This is a genomic window from Kitasatospora sp. NPDC048540, from assembly GCF_040651175.1.
Classification (GTDB): domain Bacteria; phylum Actinomycetota; class Actinomycetes; order Streptomycetales; family Streptomycetaceae; genus Kitasatospora.
This window is the reverse complement of sequence record NZ_JBEZIR010000104.1, coordinates 1-15855: the sequence shown is the minus strand read 5'-3', so window position 1 is coordinate 15855 and position 15855 is coordinate 1. Positions and strand designations below refer to the sequence as shown.

Genomic DNA, 15855 nt, shown 5'->3' with positions numbered 1-15855 from the left:
CACGACAGCCATGGCTGACGTCAACACCCCCTCCGGCTCGACCACCGCCGGTTCCATCGAGGTCGGTACCGCCGGCGCGGGCGCGCAGCTGGCCGGTCCCGGCACCGGCCGCGCCACCGTCAAGCAGCCGATCGACGCCCGCGTCTCGGTCAAGCCCTCGTTCGACGTGAACGACTTCCCCGTGCCGCACGGCCGCGAGGAGGACTGGCGGTTCACCCCGCTGCACCGCCTCGGCGGGCTGCACGACGGCACCGCGGCCGAGGCCGTCCGGGGCGAGGACAAGGTCGACCTGGGCCTGCCCGAGGGCGTCAGCGCCTCGCTGGTCGGCCGGGACGACGAGCGGATCGGCAAGGCCGGCAAGCCGGTCGACCGGGTCGCCGCGCAGGCGTTCAGCTCCTTCGAGCAGGCGCTGGTGGTCACCGTCCCGAAGGAGACGGTGCTCACCGAGCCGGTCCGGATCGACGTGCACGCCGAGGGCGGCGTCCGCTTCGCCCACGTGGTGATCGACGTCAAGCCGTTCGCCGAGGCCGTCGTGGTGATCAACCACACCGGCACCGGCACCCGGGCCGCCAACGTCGAGCTGCTGGTCGGCGACGGCGCCAAGCTGACCTTCGTGTCGGTCCAGGACTGGGACCGGGACGCGGTACACGCCTCCCAGCACACCGCCCTGGTCGGCCGGGACGCCAGCTTCAAGTCCGTGGTGGTCACCTTCGGCGGCGACCTGGTCCGGATCCACCCGCGGGTCTCCTACGCGGCCCCCGGCGGCGAGGCCGAGCTGTTCGGCCTGTACTTCGCCGACGCCGGCCAGCACCTGGAGCACCGGCTGGTCATCGACCACGACACCCCGCACTGCCGCTCGAACGTCGCCTACAAGGGCGCGCTGCAGGGCCAGGACGCGCACGCGGTCTGGGTCGGCGACGTGCTGATCCGGGCCGCCGCCGAGGGCACCGACACCTACGAGCTCAACCGCAACCTGGTGCTCACCGACGGTGCCCGGGTCGACTCGATCCCGAACCTGGAGATCGAGACCGGTGAGATCGCCGGCGCCGGCCACGCCTCCGCCACCGGCCGCTTCGACGACGAGCAGCTCTTCTACCTGCAGGCCCGCGGCATCCCGGCGGACGAGGCCCGCCGCCTGGTGGTGCGCGGCTTCTTCGCCGAGCTGGTCCAGCAGATCGGCGTCGCCGAGATCCAGGACCGCCTGATGGAGAAGATCGAAGCGGAGCTGGAAGAGACCGTCGCATGAGTTTCCTCCGCGCCTGTGCGCTGACCGACCTCGCCGAGGACGAGCCCAAGCGGGTCGACCTCAACGGCGTGCCGGTCGCGCTGGTCCGCACCGAGGGCGAGGTGTACGCGATCAACGACACCTGCTCGCACGCCAACGTCTCGCTCTCCGAGGGCGAGGTCGAGGACTGCATGATCGAGTGCTGGCTGCACGGCTCCAGCTTCGACCTGCGGACCGGCAAGCCCTCCGGACTGCCCGCCACCAAGCCGGTCGCTGTCTACCCCGTAAAGATCGAAGGGGACGATGTGCTCGTCTCCGTCAACCAGGAGTCCTGAGTCCCCATGGCAACCCTTGAAATCCGCGACCTGCACGTCTCCGTCGAGGCCGAGAACGGCCCCCGCGAGATCCTCCGCGGCGTCGACCTGACCGTGAAGCAGGGCGAGACCCACGCGATCATGGGTCCGAACGGCTCCGGCAAGTCCACCCTGGCGTACTCGCTGGCCGGGCACCCGAAGTACACCGTGACCGGTGGCGAGGTGCTGCTGGACGGCGAGGACGTGCTGGCCATGTCGGTCGACGAGCGGGCCCGGGCCGGCGTCTTCCTGGCCATGCAGTACCCGGTCGAGGTGCCCGGCGTCTCGGTCTCCAACTTCCTGCGCACCGCCGCCACCGCCGTCCGCGGCGAGGCCCCCAAGCTGCGGCTGTGGGTCAAGGAGGTCAAGGAGGCGATGGCCGGTCTGCAGATGGACCCGGCGTTCGCCGAGCGCAACGTGAACGAGGGCTTCTCCGGCGGCGAGAAGAAGCGCCACGAGATCCTCCAGCTGGAGCTGCTCAAGCCGAAGATCGCGATCCTCGACGAGACCGACTCCGGCCTGGACGTCGACGCCCTGCGGGTGGTCTCCGAGGGCATCAACCGGGTCCGCGAGAGCGGCGAGGTCGGCACCCTGCTGGTCACCCACTACACCCGCATCCTGCGGTACATCAAGCCCGACCACGTCCACGTCTTCGCGGCCGGCCGGATCGTCGAGTCCGGCGGCGCCGAGCTGGCCGACAAGCTGGAGAACGAGGGCTACGAGTCCTACGTGAAGGGCGGCGCTTCCGAGTGACACTGCATCCCGGCTCGGCGCTGACCGGGCTCCTCGACACCGACGCGATCCGCAAGGACTTCCCCGTCCTGCAGCGGCTGCTGCACGACGACAAGCCCCTGGTGTACCTGGACAACGCGGCGACCTCGCAGAAGCCCCGCCAGGTGCTGGAGGCGCTGAACGCCTACTACGAGCAGCACAACGCCAACGTGCACCGCGGCGTGCACGTGCTGGCCGAGGAGGCCACGGCGCTGTACGAGGGCGCCCGTGACAAGGTCGCGGCGTTCGTCAACGCGCCGAGCCGGGACGAGGTGATCTTCACCAAGAACGCCTCGGAGTCGCTCAACCTGGTCGCCAACATGCTCGGCTGGGCCGACGAGCCGTACCGCGTGGACGCGGACTCGGAGATCGTCATCACCGAGATGGAGCACCACTCCAACATCGTGCCGTGGCAGCTGCTGGCGCAGCGCACCGGCGCGAAGCTGAAGTGGTTCGGGCTGACCGACGACGGCCGGCTCGACCTGTCGAACATCGACGAGCTGATCACCGAGAAGACGAAGATCGTCTCCTTCACGCTGGTCTCCAACCTGCTGGGCACGGTCAACCCGGTCGAGGCGATCGTCCGCAAGGCCCAGTCGGTCGGCGCCCTGGTGCTGATCGACGCCTCGCAGGCCGCCCCGCACATGGTGCTGGACGTGCAGGCGCTGGAGGCCGACTTCGTCGCCTTCACCGGCCACAAGATGCTGGGCCCGACCGGCATCGGCGTGCTCTGGGGCCGGCAGGAGCTGCTGGAGGACCTCCCGCCGTTCCTGGGCGGCGGCGAGATGATCGAGACCGTCACCATGGGCGCGTCCACCTACGCCCCGGCGCCGCACAAGTTCGAGGCCGGCACCCCGCCGATCGCCCAGGCGGTCGGGCTGGGCGCGGCCGTGGACTACCTGACGGCGATCGGCATGGACAGGATCGCCGCCCATGAGCACGCGATCACCGAGTACGCGGTGGAGCGGCTGCTGGACGTCCCCGACCTGCGGATCATCGGTCCGCGCACGGCCGTGGACCGCGGCGCCGCGATCTCCTTCGTGCTCGGCGACATCCACCCGCACGATGTGGGCCAAGTGCTGGACGAGCAGGGCATCGCGGTCCGGGTCGGCCACCACTGCGCGCGGCCGGTCTGCCTGCGGTACGGAATTCCGGCGACCACCAGGGCGTCGTTCTACCTGTACTCGACGCCGGCCGAGGTCGATGCCCTGATCGACGGCCTGCACCACGTCCGCAACTTCTTCGGCTGAGGAGACGGGGCCCGCGATGAAGCTCGACTCGATGTACCAGGAGATCATCCTGGACCACTACCGCAACCCCCACGGCAAGGGGCTGCGGGCCGGGGACGCCGAGGTGCACCACGTCAACCCGACCTGCGGTGACGAGATCACCCTGCGGGTGCGGCTCGAGGGTGCCACCGTGGCCGACGTCTCCTACGAGTCGCAGGGCTGCTCGATCAGCCAGGCCAGCGCCTCGGTGCTGAACGACCTGGTGGTCGGCAAGTCCGTGGGCGACGCCCAGGCTGTGCAGGAGGCCTTCCTGGAGCTGATGCAGAGCAAGGGCCAGGGCGAGGGCGACGAGGAGGTGCTGGAGGACGCGGTCGCGTTCGCCGGCGTCTCCAAGTACCCGGCCCGGGTCAAGTGCGCCCTGCTCAGCTGGATGGCCTGGAAGGACGCCACCGCCAAGGCGCTGGCCGAGCAGCCCGCCATCAACGACTGACCTGCCCGAGGAGGGCGTACACATGAGCGACACCGAGACCACCGCGGCCGAGGAGGCGAAGGCCCCCGCGGCCACCGCCCCCGAGGCCGCCGCCGAGGGCCCGACGGTCATCGTCGGCACCACGGCGGGCACCGTCTCCGTCGAGGACCTCACCGAGGCCCTGATGGACGTCGTCGACCCCGAGCTGGGGATCGACGTGGTCAACCTGGGCCTGATCTACGGCATCCACATCGACGAGTCCGACGTGGCCACCATCGACATGACGCTCACCTCGGCGGCCTGCCCGCTGACCGACGTCATCGAGGACCAGGCGAAGACCGCCACCGAGGGTCTGGTGCAGGACCTGCGGATCAACTGGGTCTGGATGCCGCCGTGGGGCCCGGACAAGATCACCGACGACGGCCGCGACCAGCTGCGGGCGCTCGGCTTCAACGTCTGATCCACCACCGCACGCACCACGACGGGCCCCGCCCTCCGCGAGGAGGACGGGGCCCGTCGGGCGTTGCGGGGGTGTCAGTCGCCGCGCGCCACGCGCGGCGGGCGGACCGCCGCCGCCATGCCGAGGCAGGCCAGCGCGGCCAGGCCGGCGAAGCCGCTGACCGCCGGCAGCAGGCCGTAGTGGCGGGTCAGCGCGCCGACCGCGACCACCGGCAGCGAGCTGCCCAGGTAGACGATCACCCACAGGGCGGACAGCTCGCTGCCCCGGCGCTCGGGGTTCATCGCCCCGACCGCGCCGGTGAACAGGGACCGGAACGCCACGCCCTGGCAGGCCCCGCCGAGCACGCTGCCGATGAACAGCAGCGCCGGGGTCCCGGTGTACAGCGCGGCGACCACCAGGCCGAGCCCGGCCGCCAGCCCGGTCATCCCGAGCGCGATCACCAGTCGGTCCGAGGTCGGCGGCACCAGCAGCTGGACCGCCGCGGAGGAGCCGAGCAGCAGTGCCGCCACCACCGCGCCGGTCATCCGGGAGGGGGTGTGCAGCAGCGTCGCCGACACCGCGGGGGCCAGGCTCAGGTAGACCCCGAACACGGCGTACGAGGTGAAGCCGGCGCCGGCGGCCAGCAGGAACTCCCGGCGGCCCTGCCGGGGCAGCCGCAGCCGCTGCGGGCGCAGGTGCGCGGGGGTGGTGATCCGTGGCGGGGAGGCCGGCGGCCGCTCCCGCCCGGGCATCCGCGGGTGCACCAGCGCCAGCGGCACGCACAGCGCCAGCAGCGCGACGGCGTGCAGCAGGAACGGGGTGAGCAGGGGGTGCTCCCCGCCGGAGAGCGCGGCGCCGATGATCGGGCCGATCGCCACGCCGCCGGCCGAGCACGCCAGGGTCAGCTTGGCGGCCAGCGTGGGGTGGCCGGGCAGCAGGTCGCCGAGGGCCGCGCCGGCCGCGCCGGTGGACAGGCCGACCGCGATGCCCTGGACGGCGCGCCCGGCGGCCAGCTGCCAGAAGCTGCCGGCAGTGGCGAAGAGCACGTCGCCGGCGGCGGCCAGCGCGATGGCGGGCAGGATCAGCGCGCGCCGGCCGAGGTGGTCGGACCAGTGGCCGACCGCGGCCAGCACCGGGATCAGGGCGAAGACGTAGACCGCGAACAGCCCGGTGACGGCGACCGGGTCGAAGCCGAACCGCGCGGCGAGCACCGGGTAGACCGGGGTGGCCAGGTTGGCGCCGATCAGCATCAGCAGCAGGGCGGCGGCGACCAGGCCGACGCGGATGCCGCGCAGCGCGTTCCAGCGGCTGATCGCGGAGAGCCGGAGCTGGGCGCGGGGCGCGAGCTCCGGGGGGAGGAGGGCCTCCGACAGTCGGCTGCCGGGGAACCGGACGGTTCCGGAGCCGGCGGGGGAGAGGTCCGCCATGGCAGGGGTCTCCTGTGGCCGGGCACCACCGGGACCCGTCCGGCCCGGGGTGGTGGCACGGCTCGGCGGCCCGGTTGGGGCGGGGTGAGCAAAAGGGGAGGTGGGCTTCGTCGCCCGTCGGGCCCGCGCGGGGTGTGCGAGGTGCCCAGCGAAGGATACGTGCTCGCAGCAGCCGGTCGGCGCCGTGCCCCCGGTAGGCCGGGCATCGGGTGTGCCAGGCCGATACGCTGGGTGGACGGGCCGACACACAGCGATCGGTCCGGCAGTGCCCACCGTCACCACGGGAGATCGCGCAACGATGGCCGGACGAAGCCGCAACACCCCTGACCACCCGTCCGCCGCCGGGGGCGGCGAGCCAGGCGAGGGCCTGCTGCCCGCCGATTTCGACCTGGCCGACCTGTACGGGGCCCGCGGCAGCGACGACGAGGACCTGGACGACTCCGCGGTGCTGGTGCCGCCGGTCAGCCTGCCGCCGGACGCCGAGCTGGTGGCCGCCGCGCTGGCGGTGCCGCTGATCTCGTACGCGGTCAAGCTGGCCCGCTGGACGCAGCCGCACCGCCCGGTGGACGAGTTCGGCGACCTGGCCGACGGCGACCGGGAGGCCGCGGCCCGGCTGCTCGGACTGGCGCCGGCCGAGGGCGAGGTGGCGGAGGAGGCCGTGGTCGAGGCGATGCGGGCCTGGGCGCTGGCCTGCGACCTCGACCTGGTGGAGACCGGCACCACCGCCGAGGGCGAGCACGCGGCCATCCCCGGCCCGGACCTGGACGCCGTCGAGCAGGGCGATCCGTCGGTGGTGCTGGGTCTGTGGCTGGACGCCGCCGGGATCATGCGGGAGCTGGCCGCCGAGGCCGACTCGCTGGCCCCGGAGGGCGACGGCGACGAGGAGGACGCCGACGAGGACGGCCTCGCCGACGTGGAGCAGGCCCGCGAGGCCGCCGCCGAGCTGCTCGACGAGGCGCTGCAGGTGCTCTACGAGATGACCGCCTTCGCCGACCCGGGCGAGGAGACGGTGCCGCTCGGCGTGCTGGCCGCGCTGCTGGTGGTGCCGGAGGGCGAGGAGCCGGACGAGGAGATGCTGGGCGAGATCACCGACGTGATGGTGGCGCTCGACCCGATGCTGGGCGACCTGGCCGAGCTCGGCCTGCTGGAGCACCGGCCGATCGACCCGGAGCTGTTCGAGGAGGAGGACGCCGAGGAGGCCGGGACGGCGCCGGCGGTCGCCGGGGGCGCGGAGCCGGACGAGGCGGAGGCCGCCCGGTTCGGCACGGTCCGGCTGACCCCGCTCGGCCAGTACGCGGTCCGCGAGTGGCTGATGGAGCTGGGATACGACGCCCCGCTGGTCGGTGACCTCGCCGAAGGTGACGCCGAGACGCTGCTGCGCGGCATCACGGAGTCCGCCAACGTGCTGCCCGACCGGGAGCTGGCGGCCTGGCTGAGCGGCCGCGAGCCCGTCGCCGCCGCCCGGGAGCTGCTGGCCGCCGCGCGCGGCCAGGACCCGCAGAGCCCGGTGCGCCGGATGCTGTGCGGGGTGGCGCTGGAGGAGCTCGGGGAGCCGGCCCGGCCGGCCGTGCTGGAGGTGGTGGACGACCCGGAGCTGGGCGGCGCCGCCCGGGCCTGGCTGCGGGCCCAGGGGGTGGAGATCGCGGCGCCCGAGCGGCCGGTCGCGCTGTGGACCGCGGTGGACTCGTTCGCCGCCGTGATGCTGACCAGCGAGGGGGACGCGGGCCGGCTGCGGGAGCTGGTCGCGGGCCTGCCGGTGACCGACAACCCGGCCAGCTACTTCGGTGAGCTGTGGCGGGTCGAGCACCCCTACACCGCGCAGGTGCTGGAGATCGTGGGGGAGCTGCACCTGGACCGGGCGGTGGCCAAGGAGGCCCGGAAGGCCGCCTTCCGGGCGCGGTCGCAGCAGCGCTAGCCGGGGCCGGGGCCGGGACCCGGCGGGCGACGGCGGCGGCCGTGGGCGGGCCGCCGTCGCCCGCCGGGCCGGGGTTGGCCGGGGCAGGTCAGGGCAGGTCGAGCTGGCCGGCCGCGGTGAACGGGAAGAACGGGTTGTGGGCCAGCTCCCAGAGGTGGCCGTCCAGGTCCTCGAAGTACCCGGAGTAGCCGCCCCAGCCGGTGGCGGCCGGCGGCTTGACCACCGTCGCGCCGGCCTCCACGGCGGTGGCGAGCGCGGCGTCCACCAGCTCGGGGGACTCCAGGTTGACCGCCAGGGTGACGCCGCGGAAGCTCGGCTCCCCGCCGGAGGGGACCCCGGCGTCGGCCGCCAGCTCCTCCGCCGGGAACAGCCCGAGCGCGGAGTCGGCGGTGCGGAACCAGACGATCTCCGGGCTGGAGGCGGTGGACCGCTGCCAGCCCAGGGCCTCGTAGAAGGCGGCGCTGCGGGCGAGGTCGGCGACGCCCAGGGTGACGATGCTGATCCGGGCGGGGAAGGCACTGGGTGCGGTCATGGCGCACAGCGTAGGCAAGGCTACTGACATCCGGGTCCCGGCGCGGCCGACCGTCAGATCTGGCAACCGTACGGGGGAAGCTGATGGCCCAGCAGGGGGCTGGGCCGTATGGTGTTGCGGACGCGGCGCTGGTGGCGGGCCACGGCCCGGCCGCCGCCCGGTGGACCACAGGCGAGGCTAGTACGCGGGGGTGCGGCAGAGAATGACGAGGCAGCGCACGAGCGGACCCCAGGATCCCGAGGACTTCTACGCGGACCACGAGGAGTACAACCGCCGGGTCCTGGGTGAGGCGGACTTCCCGGTGTACGGCGTGGAGCGGGGGGTGAACGAGACCGTCCCGGCGCGCGAGGCGGGCGGCACGCCCCCGCGTGCTGCCGGTGAGCCCGCGGGCGGGGCGTCCGGCACGCTGCTCCCGGCCGTGGAGGCGGCCCGCACCCTCCCCGGCGCGGACCGCGACGCCCTCGCCGAGTACGAGGTCTGCGACGGCCGGGTGGGCTGGATCGAGGTCCGCTCCGGCGACTGGAGCTCGGCCGACGGCCCGTACGTCACCGTGCGCACCTACCGTCCCGGCGCCGAGCGCGAGCGGTCGCTGCCCGAGCTGGAGGACGTGGTCGAGGACGAGCGCGACCGGGTCTACGAACAGCTGGACATCGACGAGGGCGACGGCCCCGGCCGGGTCCGGGCGATGCGCGAGTGGATCACCGTCGAGGGCGAGCCGCGGGCGGTGCAGATCCACGAGGACCGCCGCCCCGACTCCGAGGCCAGGCCGGTGTGGGCCGGGCGGCTGCGGGTGGACGGCATCACCGTCACGGTCACCGGCCGGGGCGTGCCGCCCGGCGGCATCGAGCTGCGCCGGATCGAGGACTTCGACCGCTACGTGCTGGGCCGCACCGCGCTGCTGCGGCGGCTGGCGGTCCGTCAGCGGGTCGAGGACGTGCCGCTGGAGGAGCGGGTGCTGGCGCCGGTCTCGGGTCTGGAGGCGCACCGCGCGGTGGTCGAGCACGGCGTCAGCGAGGTGGTCGCGATGGAGGCGCAGATCCGCTCCCGGCGGGCGCCGCGGCTGCCGCGCCGGCTGCGCGGCGAGGCGGGCACGCTGCGCTGGGAGGCGGCCGTCCGCCAGCAGATGCGGCTGGCCTCGGAGAGCCGGGACGAGGCCACCGAGGCGGTCAGCGCGATGGTCAACCAGCTGACCAGGCTGGCGCAGAACACCGACTGGCTGGTGGGTACCGCGGAGGGGCAGGCGGCGGTCGAGGAGGTCATCCGGTACACGGTGTTCGCCAGTGAGGTGCCCAGCCTGCCGGCCCAGCGCGCCTGGGACCGGCTCTGGTCGGGTGGCGGGGCGCCGGAGCAGCCGGCGGGCTCCGAGGAGGCCTGGCTGACGGCCTGGGAGCAGTGGCGGCTCGGGCGGATCCAGCACTGACGGGGTGCCGGCGGCGGCCGGCGCGAGGCCCGGTACGGGAGCGTACCCGTCCGGGCGGCCGCGGTAAAGGGATGGTCATGGGTCTGCATAAGGTTGGCAAATCACCACGCTGACGAAGTGTCGGATTCACCTGCGGTTCACCCCGCGGGCCCAGCCTGCTGGGCGTCGGCGGTCTCCGTCGAAGACCCCTCAGCCGCACACCGGGCACCCGGCGGCGGCCATCCCACAGGAGTGACCGATATGCCGCTGTCCCGTCGGGACTTCGTCAACCGTTCCACCCTCCTCGGCGCCGGCGTGCTGGTGGCCGGCAGCGCCGAGGTGCTGGCCACCGCGCCCGGCGCGATCGCCGCCCCGAGCGGCGGCGAGGCCCCGGCGGCCGAGTCGGTCGAGGCCGCCCGCCGCGCCACCGGCTACGGCGAGCTGATCAAGGACCCGGCCGGCATCCTGGCCCTGCCGCACGGCTTCAAGTACCAGGTCATCACCTACACCGGGAAGACCAAGCTGGTCACCGGCGAGTCCACCCCGAGCAACCACGACGGCACCGCCGCCTTCCCCGGCAAGCACGGCGGCACCCTGCTGGTCAACAACCACGAGCTGGCCGGCGCGCGCAGCAACTGGCCGCACCCGGTGCCGCTGCTGGAGGGCCACGTCTACGACCCGGGCGCGGCCGGCGGCTGCACCGTGGTCGAGGTCCGCCAGGGCGGCAGGAAGGTCACCGAGTGGGTCGGCATCGCCGGCACCGCGACCAACTGCGCGGGTGGCGCCACCCCGTGGGGCACCTGGCTGTCCGGCGAGGAGACCGAGGACAAGGCCGGCAAGAACGGCTTCACCAAGGACCACGGCTACATCTTCGAGGTCGACCCGTACGACCAGGCGGCCAACCGCGACCCGCAGCCGATCAAGGCGCTGGGCCGCTACGCCCACGAGGCGGTCGTGGTGGACCAGAAGCGCGGCCACCTCTACCTGACCGAGGATGCCTCCAACCCGAACGGCCTGCTGTTCCGCTGGACCCCGCCGGCCGGCTTCCGCCACGGCAAGGGCAGGCTGCGCACCCTGGCCGCCGACGCGGGCAGGCTGGAGGCCTTCAAGGTCTTCGACTCGCACGGCACCTTCATCGACGACCTCTCCCGGGCCGTCAAGGTCGGCACCACCTACGGCGTGGACTGGGTGAACGTCCCCGACCGGGACGCGCAGACGGTCTCCGTGCGCAAGCAGTTCACCGACGGCCAGGTCACCCGCGCCCGCAAGCTGGAGGGCATGTGGTGGGGTGACGGCGGCTTCTACTTCGTCTCCAGCTTCGCCCGTACCGAGAGCCCGGTGCAGCACGACGGCCAGGTCTGGTTCTACAACCCGGCCCGCCGCACCATCACCCTCAAGGTGCTGCTCGGCCTCAACACCGACGTGATGGGCGACCACGGCAACTTCGACGGCCCGGACAACATCACCGTCTCCCCCTACGGCGGCCTGGTCATCGCCGAGGACGGCGAGGGCCAGTCCCACCTGTTCGGCACCACCGAGGAGGGCCGGACCTACCCGATCGCCCGCAACGACCTGAACATCGGCACCGCCGAGAAGCCCGAGTTCAGCGAGTTCACCGGGGTGACCTTCTCGGACGACGGCGAGACGCTGTTCGCCAACATCCAGGTCCCCGGCATCATGGTCGCGATCACCGGCCCGTGGTGGCGCCTGCAGCACCGCCGCGGCCACGGCTACGACTACTGAGCCCGAACCGGCCCGGCTCCGGCGGCTGCCCGCCGAGGACCCGTCAGGCGTCCTCGGCGGGCAGCCGCAGTTGCAGCATCGCCAGCAGCCGCTGCTGCGGCTGCGCCAGGTCGATCCCGGTCAACTGCTCGGCCCGGCGGACCCGGTAGCGCAGCGTGTTGGGGTGGATGTGCAGGGCGTCGGCGGCCACCCGCACCTCGCCCAGCGCGTCCAACCAGGCCAGCACCGACTCGGCCAGCCGGGTGCCGTGCCGCCGGTCGTACTCGGCCAGCTCGGTCAGCCGCGGGTCGCGCAGCCCGCCGCGCTCCTGCAGCAGCGCCAGCACCTCGCTGACCAGCACCTCGGCCTGCACGTCGCTCAGCGCGGCCACCTCCAGGTCGACCCCGCCGCGGCCCATCGCGTCCAGGATCCGGTCGGCCTGCGCCCGGGACTCGGGGACCGCCGCCAGGCCGTCGACCGTCGGGCCGATCGCCGCCCGCAGCTCCACGCCGAGGTGCTCGCGGGCCGCCGCCACCACCTCCTGCGCCCAGCTGCGCAAGGTCGCGATCGGCAGGGCCGGCGGCAGTTCGGGCAGCAGCACGTACACCCGGTCCTCGATCGGGGCGAGCTGCGCGCCGCGGTGCCGGGCCGCGGTGTGCACCGAGATCAGGCCGGTCACCTCGGCCCGGGTCAGCTCCCGGTCGGGGCCCTGCCCGGCCGCGTACGCCAGCACGGTGGCCGGGCGGCGCAGGCCCAGGCCCAGGTGGGTGGCGAGCGACTGCGGGCCGGTCGAGCCCTCCAGCAGGCCGGTGAGCAGGGTCCTGGTCAGCCGGACGTCCGCCGACAGCTCGCGCCGGCGCCGGATCAGCTGGGCCGCCGCCACCCGGGCCGCCCCCACCAGCGCCTGCTCGGCCAGCGGCGCCAGCGGCCGCGACCCCTCCTGCACCCAGATGGTGCCGAGCGGCTGCGCGCCCGCCCGGATCCCGATCGCCAGCCGGCGGCGGATGCCGAGCTCCGGGTGGGCGTCGATCTCGATCACGCCGTCCGAGCCGCGCAGGTGCTGGAACACGCCCCACTCGCGCAGCTTGGACAGGTACGGCTCGGGGCCCTGCCAGCCCAGGATGGACAGCCGCCGCAGGTCGTCCACCTCGTCGGTGTCCGAGGAGCGGGAGTAGGCGAGCACCCGGCTGGAGGTGTCCTCGATGGAGACGATGCCGCCGGTCAGTACCGCGACCGTCTGGGCCAGTGAGAACAGGTCGCCCGCGTTCGGCTCGGACGGGATGGGGGCATCCGGCCCGGCGATGATCGCCCGGGCCAGCGAGTCCAGGTGCTCCCAGCGGGTCTCCCGGCGGACCGACAGCAGCGCCACGCCCGCCTCGGTGGCCGCCTCGCGCAGCGCGTCCGCCTGGCCCGGTGCGTCCAGCTTCACCGCCACGGCCGCCGCCCCGGCCCGTCCGGCGGCCCGCAGCGCGGGCAGTGCGGCCCGGCCGCGCGCGCCGATCGCCAGCACCAGCTCGCCCGGGGAGGCGGTGGCGGTGTCCTCCGGGTCGAGGATCGCCACGTCCAGCACCGGCACGTCCAGCCCCGCGGGGGCGGCCTGCAGCTCGACCAGCGGCTCGCCCAGCGACATCAGCAGACGGCGCAGCGGGATGCCGCCGGCGGGGGCGGGCGCGGTCATCGGGCCCTCCTTCATCCGGTCGGACAACTCCGTCCGGATGACTTTAGCCGCCAGGCCAATCAAGTGCCCCCGTCCACGGGTTTAGCGTTCGTCCATGGCCGCCGTGTGACCCGCGTCGGCTCCCCGCCCACGACTCGAAGGAGAGCGCGCCACCATGGATGCTGTGACCCAGGTCCCCGCGCCGGTGAACGAGCCGGTCCGCAGCTACGCCCCCGGCAGCCCGGAACGGGCCCGCCTGGAGGCCAAGCTGAAGGAGCTGGGCGGCCAGGAGCCGATCCAGCTGACCATGACGATCAACGGGGAGCGCCGGATGGGCGGCGGCTCGGAGATCCACGTTGTTCAGCCGCACAACCACGCGGCACGGCTCGGCACGCTGCGCAACGCCACCCAGGACGACGCGCGTGACGCCATTGACGCTGCCCTGGCCGCCGCCCCGGCCTGGCAGGCGCTCTCCTTCGACTCGCGGGCCGCGATCTTCCTGAAGGCCGCGGACCTGCTGGCCGGCCCCTGGCGCGAGACGCTGGCCGCCGCCACCATGCTCAACCAGTCGAAGACGGCCCAGCAGGCGGAGATCGATTCCTCCTGCGAGCTGATCGACTTCCTGCGCTTCAACGTGCACTTCGCCCGCCAGATCATCGCCGAGCAGCCGGTCTCCTCGGACGGCGTGTGGAACCGCAGCGACCACCGCGCGCTGGAGGGCTTCGTCTACGCGATCACGCCCTTCAACTTCACCGCCATCGCGGGCAACCTGCCCACCGCCCCGGCCCTGATGGGCAACGTGGTGCTGTGGAAGCCGTCCCCGACCCAGCAGTACTCCGCGCACCTGCTGATGCAGCTGCTGGAGGCGGCCGGCCTGCCCAAGGGCGTCATCAACATGGTCACCGGTGACGGCCTGGCCGTCTCCGAGGTCGCCCTCACCCACCCGGACCTGGCGGGCATCCACTTCACCGGCTCCACCGCCACCTTCCAGCACCTGTGGCGCGAGGTCGGCAACAACATCGCCGGCTACCGCACCTACCCGCGGATCGTCGGCGAGACCGGCGGCAAGGACTTCCTGGTCGCCCACCCGTCCGCCGACCGGGCGGTGCTGAAGACCGCGATGACCCGCGGTGCCTTCGAGTTCCAGGGCCAGAAGTGCTCGGCGCTGTCCCGCGCCTACGTCCCGGCCTCGATCTGGGCCGAGATCAAGGACGACTTCCGCGACGAGGTCGAGTGGCTCACCATGGGCGACGTCACCGACCTGTCGAACTTCATGAGCGCCGTCATCGACGACCGCTCGTTCGCCAAGAACAAGGCCGCCATCGACCGCGCCAAGGCCGACCCGAAGGTCGAGATCCTGGCCGGCGGCAGCTACGACGACTCGGTCGGCTACTTCATCCGCCCGACCGTGCTGGTCTGCGAGGACCCGGCGAGCGAGTACTTCCGCGACGAGTACTTCGGCCCGATCCTCGCCGTGCACGTCTACCAGGACGAGGACTACGAACGGATGCTGGCCCAGATGGAGTCCGTCTCCAGCTACGGCCTGACCGGCGCGATCATCGCCCAGGACCGGGCGGCGATCGAGCACGCCATGCAGGTGCTGCGCCACGCGGCCGGCAACTTCTACATCAACGACAAGCCGACCGGCGCCGTCGTCGGCCAGCAGCCCTTCGGCGGCGGCCGGGCCTCCGGCACCAACGACAAGGCCGGCGCCAAGCAGAACCTGATGCGGTGGACCTCGACCAGGTCCATCAAGGAGACGTTCGTCCCGCCGACGGACTACCGCTACCCGCACATGGGCTGACCTCCCGCCCCGGGCCGGCGGCCCACCCTCAGCCGCCGGCCCACCCCCTACTCTCCGTCGAACGTCTGAAGAGTCTCCAGGAGTACCGATGCTCCGTTCCGCCCTCCTCGCCGCGTCCCGCTCCCCGCAGGTGCGCACCCTGGTCGAGAAGTTCCCGCCCACCCACGCCATAGTCGAGCGCTTCGTCGCCGGCGAGCTGCTCGACCAGGGCATCTCCGCCACCGACGAACTGGTCGCCACCGGCCGCAAGGTGACGCTCGACCACCTCGGCGAGGACACCAAGGACGCCGACCAGGCGGCCGGCACCGCCGAGGCGTACGAGCACCTGCTCGCCGCGCTCGGGGAGACCGGCCTCGCGGCCGACGCCGAGGTCTCGGTGAAGCTGTCCGCGGTCGGCCAGTTCCTGCCGGTGGACGGCGAGAAGATCGCGCTGGAGAACGCCCGGCGGATCTGCGAGGCGGCGGCGGCCGTCGGCACCACGGTCACCCTGGACATGGAGGACCACACCACCACCGACTCCACCCTCGCCATCGCCCGCGAGCTGCGCGCGGACTTCCCGTGGCTCGGCGTGGTGCTCCAGGCCTACCTGCGGCGCACCGAGGCCGACTGCCGCGAGTTCGCGGCGGCCGGCTCCCGGGTCCGGCTGTGCAAGGGCGCCTACAAGGAGCCCGAGTCGGTCGCCTTCCAGGGCAAGCACGAGGTCGACCTGGCGTACGTCCGGGCGCTCAAGGTCCTGATGGCGGGCGAGGGCTACCCGATGATCGCCTCCCACGACCCCAACATGATCAAGATCGCCGGCCAGCTGGCCGAGTGGAACGGGCGCGCCCGCGACAGCTTCGAGTACCAGATGCTGTTCGGCATCCGCCCGGAGGAGCAGCTGCGGCTCGCCGAGGCCGGCAACACCATGCGGGTC

At 73.2% G+C, this 15855-nt stretch carries 14 protein-coding genes; 11 read left to right on the top strand and 3 right to left on the bottom strand.

Features of this window, described 5'->3' with window-relative positions:
- The first annotated feature begins 10 nt into the window (after positions 1–10).
- The 6 genes from sufD to AB0D08_RS30515 are packed head-to-tail and all read left to right on the top strand — an operon-like array spanning position 11 to position 4507.
- Complete coding sequence (gene sufD / locus AB0D08_RS30540; protein WP_033820164.1) at positions 11–1246, top strand: Fe-S cluster assembly protein SufD; 1236 nt, start codon at positions 11–13, stop codon at positions 1244–1246.
- The gene (locus tag AB0D08_RS30535) at positions 1243–1560 is read left to right on the top strand and encodes a bifunctional 3-phenylpropionate/cinnamic acid dioxygenase ferredoxin subunit (RefSeq protein WP_033820165.1); all 318 of its coding nucleotides are present in this window, start codon (positions 1243–1245) and stop codon (positions 1558–1560) included. Before sufD ends, AB0D08_RS30535 begins: the two co-directional genes overlap by 4 nt.
- 6 nt (positions 1561–1566) lie before the next feature.
- A complete protein-coding gene (gene sufC, locus AB0D08_RS30530) occupies positions 1567–2331 on the top strand; it encodes a Fe-S cluster assembly ATPase SufC (protein WP_033820166.1) in 765 nt (254 codons plus the stop codon).
- Positions 2332–2351: 20 nt separating this feature from the next.
- A complete protein-coding gene (locus AB0D08_RS30525; protein WP_149038107.1) occupies positions 2352–3599 on the top strand; it encodes a cysteine desulfurase in 1248 nt (415 codons plus the stop codon).
- Positions 3600–3615: 16 nt separating this feature from the next.
- Positions 3616–4068 (top strand): Fe-S cluster assembly sulfur transfer protein SufU, encoded by a 453-nt coding sequence (gene sufU / locus AB0D08_RS30520; protein WP_033820167.1) that lies wholly within the window; start codon positions 3616–3618, stop codon positions 4066–4068.
- A gap of 22 nt (positions 4069–4090) precedes the next feature.
- Complete coding sequence (locus tag AB0D08_RS30515; RefSeq protein ID WP_082526475.1) at positions 4091–4507, top strand: metal-sulfur cluster assembly factor; 417 nt, start codon at positions 4091–4093, stop codon at positions 4505–4507.
- Positions 4508–4581: 74 nt separating this feature from the next.
- Here the strand turns inward: AB0D08_RS30515 and AB0D08_RS30510 are convergent, their stop codons facing one another.
- Positions 4582–5913, bottom strand: coding sequence for an MFS transporter (locus tag AB0D08_RS30510; RefSeq protein WP_051812267.1), 1332 nt, complete (start codon positions 5911–5913; stop codon positions 4582–4584).
- A 298-nt stretch (positions 5914–6211) separates the two neighbouring features.
- Between AB0D08_RS30510 and AB0D08_RS30505 the strand changes: the two genes are divergently transcribed.
- Positions 6212–7828 carry a hypothetical protein gene (locus AB0D08_RS30505; protein ID WP_359893416.1) on the top strand — a complete coding sequence of 539 codons (1617 nt, stop codon included), beginning with the start codon at positions 6212–6214 and terminating at the stop codon, positions 7826–7828.
- Between the two features lie 88 nt (positions 7829–7916).
- Here the strand turns inward: AB0D08_RS30505 and AB0D08_RS30500 are convergent, their stop codons facing one another.
- Complete coding sequence (locus tag AB0D08_RS30500; RefSeq protein WP_033820168.1) at positions 7917–8360, bottom strand: VOC family protein; 444 nt, start codon at positions 8358–8360, stop codon at positions 7917–7919.
- A gap of 202 nt (positions 8361–8562) precedes the next feature.
- Here AB0D08_RS30500 and AB0D08_RS30495 point away from each other — a divergent pair, with 202 nt between their 5' ends.
- Both AB0D08_RS30495 and AB0D08_RS30490 read left to right on the top strand, forming a co-directional pair.
- Positions 8563–9780 carry a hypothetical protein gene (locus tag AB0D08_RS30495; protein ID WP_033820169.1) on the top strand — a complete coding sequence of 406 codons (1218 nt, stop codon included), beginning with the start codon at positions 8563–8565 and terminating at the stop codon, positions 9778–9780.
- A 240-nt stretch (positions 9781–10020) separates the two neighbouring features.
- Complete coding sequence (locus AB0D08_RS30490) at positions 10021–11502, top strand: alkaline phosphatase PhoX (RefSeq protein WP_033820170.1); 1482 nt, start codon at positions 10021–10023, stop codon at positions 11500–11502.
- Positions 11503–11545: 43 nt separating this feature from the next.
- Here AB0D08_RS30490 and AB0D08_RS30485 read toward each other — a convergent pair whose 3' ends face one another.
- Positions 11546–13159 (bottom strand): helix-turn-helix domain-containing protein, encoded by a 1614-nt coding sequence (locus tag AB0D08_RS30485; protein ID WP_233289009.1) that lies wholly within the window; start codon positions 13157–13159, stop codon positions 11546–11548.
- Between the two features lie 154 nt (positions 13160–13313).
- On the opposite strand from AB0D08_RS30485, the gene pruA reads away from it, so the two are divergent.
- Positions 13314–14942 (top strand): L-glutamate gamma-semialdehyde dehydrogenase, encoded by a 1629-nt coding sequence (pruA, locus tag AB0D08_RS30480; RefSeq protein WP_359893413.1) that lies wholly within the window; start codon positions 13314–13316, stop codon positions 14940–14942.
- An 88-nt stretch (positions 14943–15030) separates the two neighbouring features.
- Positions 15031–15855, top strand: an 825-nt coding sequence (locus AB0D08_RS30475; RefSeq protein ID WP_359893411.1) for a proline dehydrogenase family protein, incomplete at its 3' end; no start/stop codon positions are given.